The organism is Streptococcus equinus ATCC 9812 (genome assembly GCF_000187265.1).
GTDB classification, from domain to species: domain Bacteria; phylum Bacillota; class Bacilli; order Lactobacillales; family Streptococcaceae; genus Streptococcus; species Streptococcus equinus.
This window is the reverse complement of the sequence record NZ_GL698430.1, coordinates 25,385-43,526: the sequence shown is the minus strand read 5'-3', so window position 1 is coordinate 43,526 and position 18,142 is coordinate 25,385. Positions and strand designations below refer to the sequence as shown.

Sequence of the window (18,142 nt, the reverse complement as noted above, 5' to 3'; positions counted from 1 at the left end):
GCTGCTACTACACCAGCGCAAAACAGTTCATCAGCAGAACAACCAACTGCTACTACACCAGCGCAAAACAGTTCATCAGCAGCACAACCAGCTGCTAAACCAGTACAAAATACTTCATCAGCAGCACAATCAGCTGCTGCCAAACCAAGTTCAGTAACACCATCAGCTAATACAGCAGGTAACACTTACCCAGTAGGTCAATGTACTTGGGGTGTAAAATCACTTGCTTCATGGGTTGGTAACTATTGGGGTAATGCAAACCAATGGATTGCTAGCGCACAAGCTGCAGGTCATTCAGTAGGTACTACACCACAAGCTGGTGCTGTCGCTGTATGGCCATATGATGGTGGTGGATACGGACACGTTGCTTACGTAACAGCTGTTCAAAGTTCAACTAACATCCAAGTTATGGAAGCGAACTACTCTGGTAACTCTTCAATCGGTAACTACCGTGGATGGTTTAACCCAACTTCATCAACTTGGGGTGGCGGTACTGTCTACTACATCTACCAATAATAAATCTGTGAGAGGGATTCCCCCTCTCTTTTTTTATTTCCCTGTATTTAAGCGGATTTAACGCATTTGTCATTGAAAAAAAGCCGAAAAAACGTTAAAATGGTAAAGGATAAAAACTTTGGAGGAAATCATGTCTTATTCTGATTTAAAATTGTTTGCCTTATCGTCAAACAAAGAATTAGCAGAAAAAGTAGCTTCGGCTATGGGAATTCAGCTCGGAAAATCATCTGTACGTCAATTTTCTGATGGTGAAATCCAAGTCAATATTGAAGAATCAATTCGCGGCGACCATGTCTTTATTTTGCAATCAACTAGCTCACCAGTTAATAATAATTTGATGGAAATCTTAATCATGGTTGATGCTCTTAAACGTGCTAGTGCTGAAAAAATTAGCGTAGTTATTCCTTATTATGGATATGCACGTCAAGACCGTAAAGCTCGTTCACGCGAACCAATTACATCTAAATTAGTAGCAAATATGCTTGAAGTAGCAGGTGTTGATCGTCTTTTGACTGTTGATTTGCACGCTGCTCAAATTCAAGGCTTCTTTGATATTCCAGTTGATCATTTGATGGGTGCACCATTGATCGCTGATTATTTCGATCGTCACGGATTGGTCGGAGACGATGTTGTTGTTGTTAGCCCTGACCATGGTGGTGTGACACGTGCTCGTAAATTGGCACACTTCCTCCAAACACCGATTGCTATCATTGATAAACGTCGTAGTGTTACAAAAATGAATACCAGTGAAGTTATGCACATCATTGGTAATGTTAAAGGTAAAAAATGTATCTTGATTGATGACATGATTGATACTGCAGGTACAATTTGTCACGCAGCTGACGCTCTTGCTGAAGCTGGTGCAACAGAAGTTTATGCTTCATGTACTCACCCAGTCCTTTCAGGTCCAGCTCTTGATAACATCCAAAATTCAGCTATTAAGAAATTGGTAGTTTTGGATACCATTTACCTTCCAGAAGAACGTTTAATTGATAAAATTGAACAAATTTCAATTGCAGAATTAATTGCAGAAGCAATTACTCGTATTCATGAAAAACGTCCGTTGTCACCATTGTTTGAAGTGGGAGTTAACGACCGTTAATAATTAATTTTAGAGTAAGTAAAAAAATCGTTGGTTTATCTGCCAGCGGTTTTTATTTTGGACTGTGCACATGTGAATAACTTACAAAATCTCTTTTTGGAGTTCGTTGTGGCTAAATCAAAAAAGGGTGTATAATTATTAGAATTTTATGTATAATAGATGTAATTAGATTTTTGAGGTGAAACTATGAGTTTAACAGATCGTTTTAATAAAAATTTAGATAAGATTGAAGTGTCGTTAATTCGCCAATTTGATCAATCCATTTCGGATGTACCAGGGATTATGAAACTGACTCTTGGTGAGCCTGATTTTACAACACCTGATCATGTTAAAGAAGCAGCTAAGGCTGCAATTGATGCCAATCAGTCACATTATACTGGTATGGCTGGTTTACCTGCTCTTCGTCAAGCTGCAGCTGATTTTGTAAAAACAAAGTACAATTTGTCATACAACCCTGACAATGAAATTTTGGTTACAATTGGAGCTACTGAAGCTCTATCAGCTACATTGACTGCTATTTTAGAACCTGGTGATACAGTTCTTTTGCCAGCGCCAGCCTATCCAGGTTATGAACCGATTGCTAATCTTGTGGGTGCTGAAATTGTTGAAATTGATACAACTGATAATGATTTTGTTTTGACGCCAGAAATGCTTGAAAAAGCAATTTTAGAACAAGGTGATAAGCTAAAAGCGGTTTTGCTAAATTATCCAACGAATCCGACTGGTGTGACTTATTCACGTAAACAAATCAAAGAGTTGGCTGATGTGCTCAAGAAATATGATGTTTTTGTAATTTCTGATGAAGTTTATGCTGAGTTGACTTATAGTAATGAACCTCACGTATCGATTGCTGAGTACCTTCCAGAACAAACTATTTTGATTAATGGTCTGTCTAAATCTCATGCCATGACTGGTTGGCGAATTGGTTTGGTTTTTGCGCCTGCTGTTTTCACTGCTCAGTTGATTAAGAGTCACCAATATTTGGTAACGGCTGCAGCGACGATGGCACAATTTGCGGCTATTGAAGCTCTTTCTGTTGGTAAAGATGATGCTCTTCCAATGAAAGCTGAGTATTTGAAACGTCGTGATTATATTATGGATAAAATGTCTGCTCTTGGATTTAAGATTATTAAACCAGATGGAGCTTTCTATATCTTTGCCAAAATTCCTGCTGGTTATGAACAAGATTCATTTAAATTCTGTCAAAGTTTCGCGCGTGAAAAGGCTGTTGCCTTTATCCCAGGTGTTGCCTTTGGTCAGTACGGTGAAGGTTATGTTCGTTTATCTTACGCAGCTAGCATGGAAACAATTACTACAGCGATGGATCGTTTGAAAGAATTTATGGAAGAACATGCAAACTAAAGAAACTTATGGTCTTGTCCTCTATAATCGCAATTATCGTGAGGATGACAAACTAGTTAAGATTTTTACAGAAACAGATGGCAAGCATATGTTTTTTGTGAGACATGCGGGAAAATCTCGCTTTAATTCTGTGATTCAGCCGTTGACCATTGCTAAATTTATCGTGAAAATTAACGACAATGGTTTGTCGTTCATCGAGGATTATAAGGAAGTGGCTTCGTTTAAGGAAATCAATGCTGATTTATTTAAGTTGTCATATGCTTCTTATGTAACTTCTTTGGCTGATGCTGCTGTGCCTGATAATGTGGCTGATTCGCAGTTGTTTGCTTTTTTGAACAAGACTTTATCTTTGATGGAAGAGGGTCTTGATTATGAAATCTTGACGAATATCTTTGAGATTCAGATTTTGGAGCGCTTTGGTATTAGTCTGAATCTGCATGAATGTGCATTTTGTCATCGTGTAGGACTTCCTTTTGATTTTTCTCATAAGTATACTGGCTTGCTTTGCCCAGAGCATTATGCAAAAGATGAGCATCGAAGTCATGTTGATCCAAATATGCTTTATCTCCTTGATCGTTTTCAAGCCATTCAATTTGATGAGTTAAAGACAATTTCGGTTAAACCTGACATGAAACGAAAACTGCGTTTATTTATCGATGATATCTATGATAACTATGTCGGTGTTCGATTGAAGAGTAAGAAGTTCATCGATGATTTAGGTTCTTGGGGAAATATTATGAAATAAAGGTCACTTGATAAACACTTGTTGCTGTGTTTGTCAGGTGGCTTTTTTCTGAAAGTTGCTCTGCTATTTTCGAAAAATGAAAAAAAACTCGAATCATGCTATAATAAAGCGATAATGTTTTGTGAGGAAATTCATATGAAAAAAATTGCTATTGATGCTATGGGTGGGGACAATGCTCCTAAAGCTATTGTTGAAGGAGTCAATCGTGCCGTAGCCGAATTCTCAGATATTGAGGTTCAACTTTATGGAGATGAAGCAAAAATTAAAAAATATTTGACAGCGACAGAGCGTGTGTCAATTATTCATACAGATGAAAAAATTAATTCAGATGATGAGCCGGCTAAAGCAATTCGTCGTAAAAAGAAAGCAAGTATGGTGCTTGGTGCCAAAGCTGTCAAAGAAGGTGAAGCGGACGCTGTTATTTCTGCAGGAAATACAGGTGCTCTTCTAGCAGCAGGCTTGTTTGTAGTTGGACGTATTAAAGGGATTGATCGTCCAGGTCTTATGTCTACATTACCAACTTTGGATGGCAAAGGATACGATATGCTAGACCTTGGTGCTAATGCTGAAAATACACCAAAACATTTGCATCAGTATGCTATCTTAGGTTCATTTTATGCTAAGAATGTTCGCGGGATTGATAAACCACGTGTTGGTTTGCTTAATAATGGTACAGAATCTACTAAAGGTGATCCTCTTCACAAGGAAACTTATGCTTTATTAGCTGAAGATGACACCTTGAATTTTGTTGGAAATGTTGAAGCGCGTGATTTGATGAATGGTGTTGCTGATGTTGTGGTATCAGATGGTTTCACAGGAAACGCTGTTCTTAAAACAATGGAAGGAACTGCTCTTAACATTATGGGGGCTTTGAAATCTTCTATTAAATCAGGCGGATTCAAGGCTAAATTAGGTGCTCTTCTATTGAAAGATAGCTTGTATAGTTTGAAAGATACTATGGATTATTCAAGTGCTGGTGGAGCAGTTCTTTTCGGACTTAAAACACCTGTTGTCAAATGCCATGGTTCAAGTGATGCGCAAGCTGTTTATTATACTATTAGACAAGCTCGTAAGATGTTAGATACTAATGTTGTTGGTCAATTAGTAGAAGCATTCACACTGAAAGATTAACGAAAAGGGAGGATGAGATGACAAAAGAGGCTATTTTTGAAAGGATTAGTTTCATCATCAAGGAGCAGATGAATAAGCCTGATTTGGAGATTACACAAACAACGAGTCTCCACGATGATTTGGGAGTTGATTCTATTGCTTTGACAGAATTTGTTATCAATCTTGAAGATGAATTCCATTTGGAAATCCCTGATGAAGATGTTGAAGACATGAAATGTATGGGAGAAATGATGGAATATCTCTATAATAGAGTAAAATAAAGAAAAAACGTTCGCAAAAAGCGGACGTTTTTAATTTTATTTCATTAAAAAGTCTGTTAAATGTTGAAATTGGTTTGAGCATGTGTTAAAATTTAGTAGAATAAAAGCGAAAGGCGAACAAAAACATGTCACGACAACTAATTTATACGGGAAAAGCTAAAGATATTTACACAACTTCAGAAGATGAGAACTTGATTATTTCAGTCTACAAAGATCAAGCTACTATGCTTAATGGTGCTCGAAAAGAGACTATTAAAGGTAAAGGCGTTCTTAATAATCAAATCTCATCTTTAATTTTTACAAAATTGAATGAAGCAGGTGTAGCCACTCATTTTGTTAAACAATTGTCAGAAACCGAACAATTGAACAAAAAAGTTGATATTGTTCCACTTGAAGTTGTTTTGCGTAATGTTACTGCTGGGTCATTCTCAAAACGTTTTGGTGTTGAAGAAGGTATTAAATTAGATACACCGATCGTTGAGTTCTACTATAAGAATGACGAATTGGATGATCCATTCATTAATGATGAACATGTGAAATTCCTTGGAATTGCAAGTGAAGAAGACATTGCTTACATCAAAGCTGAAACACGTCGTATTAACGAACTTTTGAAAGAATGGTTCAAACAAATCGGTCTTACTTTGATTGATTTCAAATTGGAATTTGGTAAAGACAAAGATGGCAAAATTATTCTTGCGGATGAATTTTCACCAGATAACTGCCGCCTTTGGGATGCTGAAGGTCACCACATGGATAAAGATGTTTTCCGTCGTGACTTGGGTAGTTTGACTGATGTTTACGAAGTGGTTCTTGAAAAACTAAAAGAACTTGACTAAGTAATTGCGATTTCTAGAGTGTCAAAAGAATTTCTAAAAAGGGTAAAAAATGAATAAACGAATTTTCGTTGAGAAAAAATCAAATTTCAACATCAAAGCTCAAGCGCTTGTTAAAGAACTTAAACATAATCTTCAGTTAACAAGCTTGACAGATTTGCGTATTGTTCAAGTGTATGATGTTTTTGGATTAGCAGACTCACTTTTTGAACGTGCTGAAAAACATATCTTTTCTGAACAAGTTACAGATAATATCTTGGCAGAAGATGAAGTAGTTGCTGAACTTGCTAATTATGCTTTCTTTGCTATTGAGTCACTTCCTGGTCAATTTGACCAACGTGCAGCTTCATCACAAGAAGCTTTGCTCCTTCTTGGTAGTAGCAATGATGTGACAGTTAATACAGCGCAGCTTTATCTTGTGAATAAAGATATTGATACTGCTGAACTTGATGCGGTTAAGAATTATCTTCTTAATCCTGTTGATTCTCGTTTTAAAGATATTACGACGGGTATTGCGCCTCAAGCATTTTCAGAATCTGATAAAACAATTCCAACTCTTGATTTCTTCAAAACTTATACGGCAGCTGAATTTGCTGATTATAAAGCTGAGCAAGGTTTGGCGATGGAAGTTGATGACCTTGTATTCATCCAAGCTTATTTCAAATCAATTGGGCGTGTGCCAACTGAAACTGAATTGAAAGTTTTAGATACTTATTGGTCAGACCACTGTCGTCACACAACATTTGAAACTGAGCTTAAACACATTAATTTCTCAGCGTCTAAATTCCAAAAACAATTGCAAGCAACTTATGATAAATACATTGCTATGCGTGATGAACTAGGTCGTTCTGAAAGACCACAAACATTGATGGATATGGCGACTATCTTTGGTCGTTATGAACGTGCCAATGGTCGTTTGGATGATATGGAAGTTTCAGATGAAATCAATGCATGTTCTGTTGAAATTGAAGTTGACGTGAATGGTGTCAAAGAACCTTGGCTTTTGATGTTCAAAAATGAAACACATAACCACCCAACAGAAATCGAGCCATTCGGTGGTGCGGCAACATGTATCGGTGGTGCAATCCGCGATCCATTGTCAGGACGTTCATATGTTTATCAAGCGATGCGTATTTCAGGTGCTGGTGATATTACAACACCAATCTCAGAAACTCGTCTTGGTAAATTGCCACAACAAGTGATTTCAAAAATAGCAGCTCACGGTTATTCTTCATATGGTAACCAAATCGGTCTTGCAACAACTTACATTAAAGAATATTTCCACCCAGGTTTCGTTGCTAAGCGTATGGAACTAGGTACCGTTGTCGGTGCAGCTCCTAAAGGTAATGTTGTTCGTGAAAAACCAGAAGCTGGCGATGTCGTTATTCTTCTCGGTGGTAAAACTGGTCGTGATGGTGTCGGCGGTGCAACTGGTTCATCTAAAGTTCAAACAGTCGAATCTGTTGAAACAGCTGGTGCAGAAGTTCAAAAAGGTAACGCCATTGAAGAACGTAAAATTCAACGTCTTTTCCGTAATGGTAATGTGACTCGCCTTATCAAAAAATCAAATGACTTTGGTGCTGGTGGTGTCTGTGTTGCAATCGGTGAATTGGCAGATGGTCTTGAAATTGACCTTAACAAAGTGCCTTTGAAATACCAAGGTCTTAACGGAACTGAAATTGCTATTTCAGAATCACAAGAACGTATGGCGGTTGTGGTTCGTCCAAAAGATGTTGAGGCTTTCGTAGAGGAATGCCACAAAGAAAATATCGATGCTGTAGTAGTTGCGACAGTTACTGAAAAACCAAACCTTGTCATGACTTGGAATGGTCAAACTATCGTTGATATTGAACGTCGTTTCCTTGATACAAACGGTGTGCGCGTGGTTGTTGATGCAAATGTTGTTGACAGCACGGTTGATATGCCAGAACAACGCAAAACATCAGCAACAACTCTTGAAGCTGATACTGTAAATGTTCTTTCAGACCTTAATCATGCTAGCCAAAAAGGTTTGCAAACTATCTTTGATAGTTCAGTTGGTCGTTCAACAGTTAACCATCCGATTGGTGGACGTTATCAAATCACTCCAACAGAAAGTTCTGTTCAAAAACTTCCTGTTCAAAATGGTGTGACAACAACAGCTTCTGTCATGGCACAAGGTTTCAACCCTTATATTGCTGAATGGTCACCATACCACGGTGCAGCTTATGCTGTTATCGAAGCAACAGCTCGTTTGGTAGCAACTGGTGCTAACTGGTCTAAAGCGCGTTTCTCTTACCAAGAATATTTTCAACGTATGGATAAAAAATCTGAACGTTTTGGTCAACCTGTTTCAGCACTCCTTGGTTCAATCGAAGCACAAATCCAACTTGGTTTACCATCAATCGGTGGTAAAGACTCAATGTCTGGTACGTTTGAAGAATTGACAGTGCCACCAACATTGGTTGCCTTTGGTGTGACAACAGCAGATAGCCGTAAAGTTCTTTCACCAGAATTTAAAGCAGCTGGAGAAAATGTTTACTACATTCCAGGACAAGCTATTTCACAAGATATTGATTTTGATTTGATTAAAGCTAACTTCGCTAAGTTTGAAGCGATTCAAAAAGCACATCATATCACATCAGCTTCAGCTGTTAAATATGGTGGTGTGATGGAGAGCCTAGCACTTGCTAGCTTTGGTAACCACATCGGTGCTAAGGTTGAATTGGCAGAGCTTGCTACTAGCTTGACAGCTCAACTCGGAGGCTTCATCTTTACATCTGCTGAAGAAATTGCTGACGCAGTTAAAATCGGTGAAACAACAGCTGACTTTACACTTACTGTCAATGGTGTCAATCTTGCTTGTGAAAAACTCCTTTCAGCCTTTGAAGGAACACTTGAAGAAGTTTACCCAACTGAGTTTGAACAAAGTACTAAACTTGAAGAAGTCCCAGCAGTAGCTTCAGATGCAGTCATCAAAGCAAGTCAAAAAGTTGCTGAACCACTCGTTTACATCCCAGTTTTCCCTGGTACCAACTCAGAATATGATTCAGCTAAAGCTTTTGAACAAGCTGGTGCAAAAGTTAATTTGGTTCCATTTGTCACACTTAATGAAGCAGCAATTGAAGCCTCAGTTGACACAATGGTTGACAACATCAATAAAGCTAACATTATCTTCTTTGCTGGTGGTTTCTCTGCCGCTGATGAACCAGATGGCTCAGCTAAATTTATCATCAACATCTTACTCAACCAAAAAGTTCGTGCAGCTATTGATGCCTTTATTGAAAAAGGTGGTCTTATCATCGGTATCTGCAATGGATTCCAAGCCCTTGTTAAATCAGGTCTTCTTCCATACGGTAACTTTGAAGATGCTACTGAAACAAGTCCAACTCTTTTCTACAATGATGCTAACCAACACGTTGCGAAAATGGTTGAAACACGTATTGCTAATACGAACTCACCTTGGCTTGCTGGAGTTGAAGTTGGTGATGTTTATGCTATCCCAGTTTCACACGGTGAAGGTAAATTTGTTGTGACTGATGAAGAGTTCGCTGAACTTCGTGACAACGGACAAATCTTTAGTCAATACGTTGACTTTGATGGTAAACCAAGCATGGATTCTAAATACAATCCAAATGGTTCTGTTAATGCTATCGAAGGTATCACAAGTAAGAACGGACAAATCATCGGTAAGATGGGACACTCAGAACGTTACGAAGATGGACTTTTCCAAAATATTCCAGGAAATAAAGACCAACACTTGTTCCGTAGCGCTGTTGAATATTTCACTAAAGCTTAATATCCATGATAAATATATTTTATAGAAATGACAATGACAAGGTACGTGAGTACCCTTTGTCAACTTGTCAAAGGAATTTTTAGGTAATAAAAAAGAATGACATACGAAGTTAAATCTCTTAACGAAGAGTGTGGTGTGTTTGGGATTTGGGGACATCCTCAAGCAGCTCACGTTACTTATTTTGGGCTCCACAGTCTTCAACACCGCGGTCAAGAAGGTGCTGGTATCGTCACAAACGATAACGGTAAACTTCTTCAGCACCGTAATACAGGTCTCCTGTCAGATGTGTTTAAAAATCCTGCTGATTTGGAAAAATTGACAGGGACTGCAGCAATTGGTCACGTTCGTTACGCGACAGCAGGTTCAGCATCAATTAACAATATTCAACCTTTTCTTTACAACTTTACAGATGAACAATTTGGTCTTTGCCACAATGGTAATTTGACAAATGCTGTTTCATTGAAAAAAGAATTGGAAAACGAAGGTGCGATTTTTAACGCATCATCAGATACTGAAATTTTGATGCACTTGATTCGACGTAGCCACAATCCAAAGTTTATCGGCAAAGTCAAAGAAGCTCTTAATACTGTTAAAGGTGGCTTTGCTTATCTCTTGATGACAAAAGACAAGTTGATTGCTGCGCTTGATCCAAATGGTTTCCGTCCATTGTCAATCGGTCAAATGGATAACGGTGCTTGGGTTGTTTCAAGTGAAACATGTGCGTTTGAAGTGATCGGTGCGAAATGGGTTCGCGATGTAAAACCAGGTGAACTTGTTATCATTGATGACAATGGTATCCAGTATGATACCTACACAACTGATACTCAACTTGCTATTTGTTCAATGGAATACATTTACTTCGCTCGTCCTGATAGTGATATTTATGGTGTTAATGTTCACACAGCTCGCAAAAATATGGGGAAACGTTTGGCGCAAGAGTTCCATCATGAAGCTGATATCGTCGTTGGTGTACCGAATTCATCACTTTCAGCAGCCATGGGCTTTGCAGAAGAGTCAGGTCTCCCAAATGAAATGGGCTTGGTGAAAAATCAATACACACAACGTACTTTCATTCAACCAACACAAGAATTACGTGAGCAAGGTGTTCGCATGAAACTCTCAGCCGTATCTGGTGTTGTTAAAGGTAAGCGCGTTGTCATGGTTGACGATTCTATCGTACGTGGAACAACATCACGTCGTATCGTTCGCCTGCTACGTGAAGCTGGCGCGACAGAAGTTCACGTTGCAATCGGTAGTCCAGAATTGAAATACCCATGTTTCTACGGTATTGACATTCAAAATCGTCGTGAGTTGATTTCGGCTAATCATACCAAAGAGGAAGTTTGTGAGATTATCGGAGCTGATAGTTTAACTTACCTATCAATTGATGGTTTGATTGAGTCAATTGGTCTTGATACAGATGCTCCAAACGGTGGTCTTTGTGTGGCATACTTTGATGGTAAGTATCCAACACCACTTTACGATTACGAAGAAGCATACCTCAAGAGCTTGGAAGAAAAAACAAGTTTCTATATTCACGAAGTTAATGAGAATAAATAGCTCTGCTATTTCCCAAAAGGAGAAAAATATTATGACAAAAAATGCTTATGCCCAATCTGGTGTTGATGTTGAAGCGGGTTATGAAGTTGTTGCACGTATCAAAAAACACGTTGCGCGTACTGAACGTGCGGGTGTTATGGGAGCTCTTGGTGGCTTTGGCGGTATGTTTGACCTTACAAAAACTGGCGTGAAAGAACCTGTTTTGATTTCAGGGACTGATGGTGTGGGAACAAAACTCATGCTTGCCATCAAATATGATAAACACGATACAATCGGTCAAGACTGTGTTGCTATGTGTGTTAATGACATCATTGCAGCTGGTGCTGAACCACTTTATTTCCTAGATTACATTGCAACTGGTAAAAATGAACCTGCAAAACTTGAACAAGTCGTTGCAGGTGTTGCTGAAGGTTGTGTTCAATCTGGCGCAGCTCTTATCGGTGGTGAAACTGCTGAAATGCCTGGTATGTATGGTGAAGATGACTATGATTTGGCTGGTTTTGCAGTAGGTGTTGCTGAAAAATCACAAATCATTGATGGTTCAAAAGTTTCTGATGGTGATGTTCTTCTTGGGCTTGCTTCAAGTGGTATTCACTCAAATGGTTACTCACTTGTTCGTCGTGTTTTTGCTGACTACACAGGGGAAGAAGTTCTTCCAGAACTTGAAGGTAAAAAATTGAAAGAAGTACTTCTTGAACCAACACGTATCTATGTTAAAGCGGTACTTCCACTTATCAAAGAAGAATTGGTAAATGGTATTGCTCACATTACTGGTGGTGGTTTCATTGAAAATGTTCCACGTATGTTCGCTGATGATTTGGCTGCTGAAATCGAAGAAGATAAAATTCCTGTTCTTCCAATTTTCAAAGCTCTTGAAAAATATGGCAATATCAAACACGAAGAAATGTTTGAAATCTTCAACATGGGTATTGGTTTGATGATGGCAGTTAGTCCTGATAAAGTTGAGCGCGTGAAAGAATTGCTTGACGAACCAGTTTACGAACTTGGTCGTATCGTCAAAAAAGCTGATGCAAGTGTGGTGATTAAGTAATGAAAAAAATCGCAGTATTTGCGAGTGGTAATGGGTCAAATTTTCAAGTCATTGCAGAGCAGTTTCCGGTTGAGTTTGTCTTTTCAGACCACCGAGATGCATATGTCTTAGAACGTGCAGAAAAAATCGGTGTGACAGCTCATGCTTTTGAGCTTAAAGAGTTTGATAGTAAAGTAGATTATGAAAAAGCAATTGTAGCTTTGCTTGAAAAATATGACATTGATTTGGTTTGCTTGGCTGGTTATATGAAAATTGTTGGACCGACTTTGCTTGCAGCTTACGAAGCTCGAATCATTAATATTCATCCAGCTTATCTTCCTGAATTTCCAGGTGCTCATGGTATTGATGATGCTTGGGAAGCTGGCGTTGATCAGTCTGGCGTTACCATTCACTGGGTTGACAATGGCGTTGACACAGGAAAAGTGATTAAACAAGTTCGTGTGCCTCGATTGGCTGACGATACCATTGAAAGCTTTGAAGCTCGCATTCATGAAAATGAGTATAAGCTTTATCCTGAGGTTTTAGAGAGCTTGGGAGTTGAGAAAAAGTAATCTCATAACTTATGCTTTGTGATGACTTTAAATTTAAAAAATAGCAGTAACATCTTTTTAAAGGAGAAAAAATGACAAAACGTGCACTAATTAGTGTTTCTGACAAAGCGGGCATTGTTGAATTTGCTCAAGAATTGAAAAAACTTGGTTGGGATATTATCTCAACTGGTGGAACAAAAGTTGCGCTTGATAAAGCAGGTGTTGATACAATTGCGATTGATGATGTGACTGGTTTCCCAGAAATGATGGATGGTCGTGTGAAGACGCTTCACCCAAATATCCACGGTGGTCTTTTGGCTCGTCGTGACCTTGACAGCCACCTTCAAGCAGCAAAAGACAATCATATTGAATTGATTGATCTTGTCGTGGTTAACCTTTACCCATTCAAAGAAACAATCTTGAAACCAGATGTCACTTATGCTGATGCAGTTGAAAACATTGATATCGGTGGACCTTCAATGCTTCGTTCTGCGGCTAAAAACCACGCTAGCGTCACAGTTGTTGTTGACCCTGCTGATTACGCAGTTGTTTTGGATGAATTGTCAGCTAATGGCGAAACAAGCTTTGAAACTCGTCAACGTTTGGCAGCAAAAGTTTTCCGTCACACTGCAGCATACGATGCTTTGATTGCGGAATACTTTACAAAACAAGTTGGTGAAACAAAACCTGAAAAACTCACAATCACTTATGATTTGAAGCAACCAATGCGTTATGGTGAAAACCCACAACAAGATGCTGATTTCTACCAAAAAGCTTTGCCAACAGATTACTCAATTGCTTCTGCTAAACAATTGAACGGTAAAGAATTGTCATTTAACAACATTCGCGATGCAGATGCTGCTATCCGCATTATCCGTGATTTCAAAGACCGTCCAACTGTTGTTGCGCTTAAACACATGAATCCATGTGGTATCGGTCAAGCAGATGACATCGAAACAGCTTGGGATTACGCTTATGAATCAGACCCTGTTTCAATCTTTGGTGGAATCGTTGTGCTTAACCGCGAAGTTGACGCCGCAACAGCTAAGAAAATGCACGCTATTTTCCTTGAAATCATCATTGCGCCAAGCTATTCTGATGAAGCTCTTGAAATTTTGACAACTAAGAAGAAAAATATGCGTATTCTTCAATTGCCGTTTGATGCTCAAGAAGCTAGCCAATTAGAAAAAGAATACACTGGTGTTGTTGGTGGACTTTTGGTTCAAAACCAAGATGTTATCGAAGAAAATCCAGCTGACTGGAAAGTTGTGACAAAACGTCAACCAACTGACCAAGAAAAAGCAGCTCTTGAATTTGCTTGGAAATCAATCAAATATGTTAAATCTAACGGTATCATCGTGACAAATGACCACATGACACTTGGTGTTGGTCCTGGTCAAACAAACCGTGTAGCTTCAGTTCGTATTGCACTTGACCAAGCTAAAGACCGTCTTAACGGTGCTGTTCTTGCTAGTGATGCTTTCTTCCCATTTGCAGATAACGTTGAAGAAATTGCTGCTGCAGGTGTGAAAGCTATCATCCAACCTGGTGGTTCAGTTCGTGACCAAGAATCAATCGACATGGCTGATAAATACGGCATTACCATGGTATTTACAGGTGTTCGCCATTTCCGTCATTAAGATTGACTAATTTTACTTCCTTTATTTAATATTTCACCGCAAGGCATCTTGGCTGAAAGCTAAGGTGCTTTTGCTTTAAGTTTTTTATAAGTTATTCTTAAGCCTCACTTAAGTAAGAATACCTATACTAAAATAACTCCTAAATAAACTTTTTTTCATAATCCGATTCCATCCCAATCTAAATTGATTGGGATTTTTTATATTTAATGTAATTTTTCAAAACTTATCACGGGATTTTTATCTATTTCCGAACAAATGTGATATAATATATCTAGATAATTCGTAAAAACGTTTTGTTTTTGCGTGCTTTGTTGATAGTGGAGCGCTAGCTCCTATGATTGTTTTCTATTGAGGTATTTTTACTTATGAAACTTTTAGTTGTTGGCTCTGGCGGGCGTGAGCACGCTATTGCTAAGAAGTTGTTGGAATCTCCTCAGGTGAGTCAGGTTTTTGTAGCACCTGGTAACGATGGAATGACACTTGACGGACTTGATTTAGTAAATATCGGAATTTCCGAACATTCTAAACTGATTGATTTTGCAAAAGCAAATGACGTTGCTTGGACATTTATCGGTCCTGATGATGCTTTAGCAGCAGGAATTGTTGATGATTTTAATGCAGCTGGCTTAAAAGCTTTTGGACCAAGTAAAGCTGCAGCAGAACTTGAATGGTCTAAAGACTTTGCTAAATCAATCATGGCTAAATACCATGTTCCAACAGCGGCTTACAGCACCTTCTCAGATTTTGAACAAGCAAAGAGTTATATTGAAGAACATGGTGCACCGATTGTTGTCAAAGCAGACGGCTTGGCACTTGGTAAAGGTGTGGTTGTTGCTGAAACAGTTGATCAAGCGGTAGAAGCCGCACATGAAATGTTGCTTGATAATAAATTTGGTGATTCTGGTGCGCGCGTGGTTATCGAAGAATTTCTTGACGGTGAAGAATTCTCATTGTTTGCTTTTGTCAATGGTGATAAATTCTACATCATGCCAACAGCACAAGACCACAAACGTGCTTTTGACGGTGATAAAGGTCCTAATACTGGTGGTATGGGAGCTTACGCACCAGTGCCACATTTGCCACAATCTGTAATTGACACTGCCGTTGAAACAATTGTTAAGCCAGTTCTTAACGGTATGATTGCTGAAGGTCGTCCATATCTTGGTGTTCTTTACGCTGGTCTTATCTTGACAGCTGATGGACCAAAAGTTATCGAGTTCAATTCACGTTTTGGTGACCCTGAAACACAAGTTATCTTGCCACGTTTGACATCTGATTTTGCACAAAATATGACTGATATTTTGGATGGAAAAGTTCCAAAAATTACATGGACAGATAAAGGTGTGACTCTTGGTGTAGTGGTTGCCTCAGAAGGTTATCCTGTTGCCTATGAAAAAGGTGTTCACCTTCCTGCAAAAACATCAGGTGATGTTATTACTTATTATGCGGGAGCAAAATTTGCTGAAGATAATTCCCTTCTTTCAAATGGTGGACGTGTGTATATGCTAGTGACGACAGAAGATGATGTAAAATCAGCTCAAGATGTTATCTATGCAGAACTTGCCAAACAAGATACAACAGGTCTTTTCTATCGTAACGATATTGGAAGTAAAGCTCTTGGACGCTAAACCTAAATGTATTTTAGTCAGTGCATGTCTCTTGGGTGAGAGATATAAGTACAATGGCGGTCATAATTACAACCAAGCTCTTGTTGATTATGTTGCTGACAAAGATGTAATAGCTATTTGTCCAGAAGTTTTAGCTGGGCTTCCTACACCACGAGAACCTGTTGAATTAGTAGACGGACACGTTCTCGATAAGATGGGAAATTGTTACGATGATTTGTTTGAAAAAGGAATTGAGCGTTGTGTCAATGAGATTTCTGGCAAACAAATTGACCTAGCAGTTTTACAATCACGCAGTCCGTCGTGTGGTGTCAATCAAATTTATGATGGAAATTTTTCTGGTCAAAAAGTAGCAGGTAGCGGACTTTTTACTCAAAAATTAAAGAAACTTGGTTATCTTGTTCTTGATGTTGAAGATATAAAACAATTGGAAGGAAAATAATGAAACCATTAATTTCAGTTATCATGGGTAGCAAATCAGATTGGGCTACCATGAAAAAAACAGCAGAAGTACTTGATGAATTTGGTGTGGCTTATGAGAAGAAAGTTGTTTCAGCTCATCGTACACCAGATTTGATGTTTAAACATGCCGAAGAAGCACGAGGTCGTGGTATCAAGGTGATTATTGCTGGTGCTGGTGGTGCTGCGCATTTACCTGGTATGGTCGCAGCAAAAACAACACTTCCAGTTATTGGTGTTCCTGTGAAATCACGTGCCCTTAGTGGACTTGATTCTCTTTATTCAATCGTTCAAATGCCCGGTGGTGTACCAGTTGCGACAATGGCGATTGGTGAATCAGGAGCTAAAAATGCAGCTTTGACAGCTCTTCGTATTTTGGCGATTGAAGATGCAGCTTTGGCAGAAAAACTAGAAAAATTTGCTATCGAACAAGGTAAGGTTGCGGAGGCATCAACAGATGAACTCGACTAAAACAATTGGTATTATCGGTGGTGGACAATTAGGTCAGATGATGGCTATTTCAGCTATTTATATGGGGCACAAGGTGGTTACCCTTGACCCGACAGCGGATTGCCCAGCATCACGTGTTAGTGATATGATTGTGGCACCGTACGATGATGTTGATGCGATACGTGAATTGGCAGAGCGTTGCGATGTGCTTACTTATGAGTTCGAAAATGTCGATGCGGAGGCTTTGGATGCTGTGGTTAAAGACAATCAATTGCCACAAGGAACTGACCTACTTCGCATTTCACAAAATCGTATCTTTGAGAAAAACTTTTTGTCTCAAAAAGCAGGTGTGAAAGTGGCACCTTATAAGGTTGTGATATCGAGCCTTGACCTTGAGAATATTGATTTATCCAAGAATTATGTCTTGAAAACAGCAACTGGTGGTTATGATGGTCACGGGCAAATCGTGATTAAGTCAGCAGATGATTTAGCTGACGCTAACAAATTAGCAAACTCTTATGAGTGTGTTTTGGAAGAATTTGTGAATTTTGACCTTGAAATATCTGTGATTGTTTCAGGAAATGGCACGGATATGACTGTTTTCCCAGTGCAAGAAAATATTCATCGTAATAACATTCTATCTAAGACAATCGTGCCAGCTCGCATTTCTGACGAACTTGCTAAAAAAGCACAAGCAATGGCTGTTCAAATTGCTGAAAAACTAGAATTGTCTGGAACACTATGTATTGAAATGTTTGCAACATCTGATGACATTATTGTCAATGAAATCGCACCACGCCCTCACAATTCTGGGCACTATTCAATCGAGGCTTGTAATTTTTCACAATTTGATATACATATTTTAGGAATTCTCGGTTTGCCTCTTCCTAAGATTCACTTGCACCAACCAGCTGTTATGCTTAATGTTCTTGGTCAACATATGGACAAAGCGCAAGCATATGTTAATGAAAATCCTAGCGCTCACCTCCACCTTTATGGTAAACTAGAGGCAAAGCATAACCGCAAAATGGGACACATTACTTTGTTTAGTGATGAACCAGATACCATTGCGGAAATGGGGGAAGGAATGGATTTTTAAA

At 38.8% G+C, this 18,142-nt stretch carries 16 protein-coding genes; all 16 read left to right on the top strand.

Annotated features, from left to right (window positions below):
* Positions 1-516 (top strand): CHAP domain-containing protein (locus HMPREF0819_RS06880; protein ID WP_003067291.1); only part of this gene is annotated, 516 nt, incomplete at its 5' end.
* A gap of 130 nt (positions 517-646) precedes the next feature.
* Complete coding sequence (locus tag HMPREF0819_RS06875) at positions 647-1,618, top strand: ribose-phosphate diphosphokinase (protein ID WP_003067288.1); 972 nt, start codon at positions 647-649, stop codon at positions 1,616-1,618.
* 186 nt (positions 1,619-1,804) lie between these two features.
* Entirely contained in the window at positions 1,805-2,980 is a 1,176-nt protein-coding gene (locus tag HMPREF0819_RS06870) for a pyridoxal phosphate-dependent aminotransferase (protein WP_003067286.1), read from the top strand.
* Positions 2,970-3,725 carry a DNA repair protein RecO gene (recO, locus tag HMPREF0819_RS06865; protein WP_003067284.1) on the top strand — a complete coding sequence of 252 codons (756 nt, stop codon included), beginning with the start codon at positions 2,970-2,972 and terminating at the stop codon, positions 3,723-3,725. The genes HMPREF0819_RS06870 and recO overlap by 11 nt, the downstream gene beginning before the upstream one ends.
* Before the next feature lie 135 nt (positions 3,726-3,860).
* Positions 3,861-4,856, top strand: coding sequence for a phosphate acyltransferase PlsX (gene plsX, locus HMPREF0819_RS06860; RefSeq protein ID WP_044023440.1), 996 nt, complete (start codon positions 3,861-3,863; stop codon positions 4,854-4,856).
* A 17-nt stretch (positions 4,857-4,873) separates the two neighbouring features.
* Complete coding sequence (locus HMPREF0819_RS06855) at positions 4,874-5,116, top strand: acyl carrier protein (RefSeq protein ID WP_003067281.1); 243 nt, start codon at positions 4,874-4,876, stop codon at positions 5,114-5,116.
* A gap of 125 nt (positions 5,117-5,241) precedes the next feature.
* Positions 5,242-5,952, top strand: coding sequence for a phosphoribosylaminoimidazolesuccinocarboxamide synthase (purC, locus tag HMPREF0819_RS06850; RefSeq protein ID WP_003067278.1), 711 nt, complete (start codon positions 5,242-5,244; stop codon positions 5,950-5,952).
* A gap of 49 nt (positions 5,953-6,001) precedes the next feature.
* The gene (locus tag HMPREF0819_RS06845) at positions 6,002-9,727 is read left to right on the top strand and encodes a phosphoribosylformylglycinamidine synthase (protein ID WP_003067276.1); all 3,726 of its coding nucleotides are present in this window, start codon (positions 6,002-6,004) and stop codon (positions 9,725-9,727) included.
* 96 nt (positions 9,728-9,823) lie between these two features.
* On the top strand, positions 9,824-11,287 hold the full coding sequence (gene purF / locus HMPREF0819_RS06840; protein WP_003067274.1) for an amidophosphoribosyltransferase: 1,464 nt from the start codon (positions 9,824-9,826) through the stop codon (positions 11,285-11,287).
* 31 nt (positions 11,288-11,318) lie between these two features.
* On the top strand, positions 11,319-12,338 hold the full coding sequence (purM, locus tag HMPREF0819_RS06835) for a phosphoribosylformylglycinamidine cyclo-ligase (RefSeq protein WP_033152113.1): 1,020 nt from the start codon (positions 11,319-11,321) through the stop codon (positions 12,336-12,338).
* Positions 12,338-12,889 (top strand): phosphoribosylglycinamide formyltransferase, encoded by a 552-nt coding sequence (gene purN / locus HMPREF0819_RS06830; protein ID WP_003067269.1) that lies wholly within the window; start codon positions 12,338-12,340, stop codon positions 12,887-12,889. Before purM ends, purN begins: the two co-directional genes overlap by 1 nt.
* 71 nt (positions 12,890-12,960) lie before the next feature.
* Positions 12,961-14,508, top strand: coding sequence for a bifunctional phosphoribosylaminoimidazolecarboxamide formyltransferase/IMP cyclohydrolase (purH, locus tag HMPREF0819_RS06825; protein ID WP_003067266.1), 1,548 nt, complete (start codon positions 12,961-12,963; stop codon positions 14,506-14,508).
* A gap of 365 nt (positions 14,509-14,873) precedes the next feature.
* On the top strand, positions 14,874-16,136 hold the full coding sequence (gene purD, locus HMPREF0819_RS06820; RefSeq protein ID WP_003067263.1) for a phosphoribosylamine--glycine ligase: 1,263 nt from the start codon (positions 14,874-14,876) through the stop codon (positions 16,134-16,136).
* On the top strand, positions 16,126-16,575 hold the full coding sequence (locus HMPREF0819_RS06815; RefSeq protein ID WP_003067260.1) for a 2-thiouracil desulfurase family protein: 450 nt from the start codon (positions 16,126-16,128) through the stop codon (positions 16,573-16,575). The genes purD and HMPREF0819_RS06815 overlap by 11 nt, the downstream gene beginning before the upstream one ends.
* Positions 16,575-17,063 (top strand): 5-(carboxyamino)imidazole ribonucleotide mutase, encoded by a 489-nt coding sequence (gene purE / locus HMPREF0819_RS06810; protein ID WP_003067257.1) that lies wholly within the window; start codon positions 16,575-16,577, stop codon positions 17,061-17,063. Before HMPREF0819_RS06815 ends, purE begins: the two co-directional genes overlap by 1 nt.
* A complete protein-coding gene (purK, locus tag HMPREF0819_RS06805; RefSeq protein ID WP_003067254.1) occupies positions 17,050-18,141 on the top strand; it encodes a 5-(carboxyamino)imidazole ribonucleotide synthase in 1,092 nt (363 codons plus the stop codon). Before purE ends, purK begins: the two co-directional genes overlap by 14 nt.
* Position 18,142 lies beyond the last annotated feature (1 nt).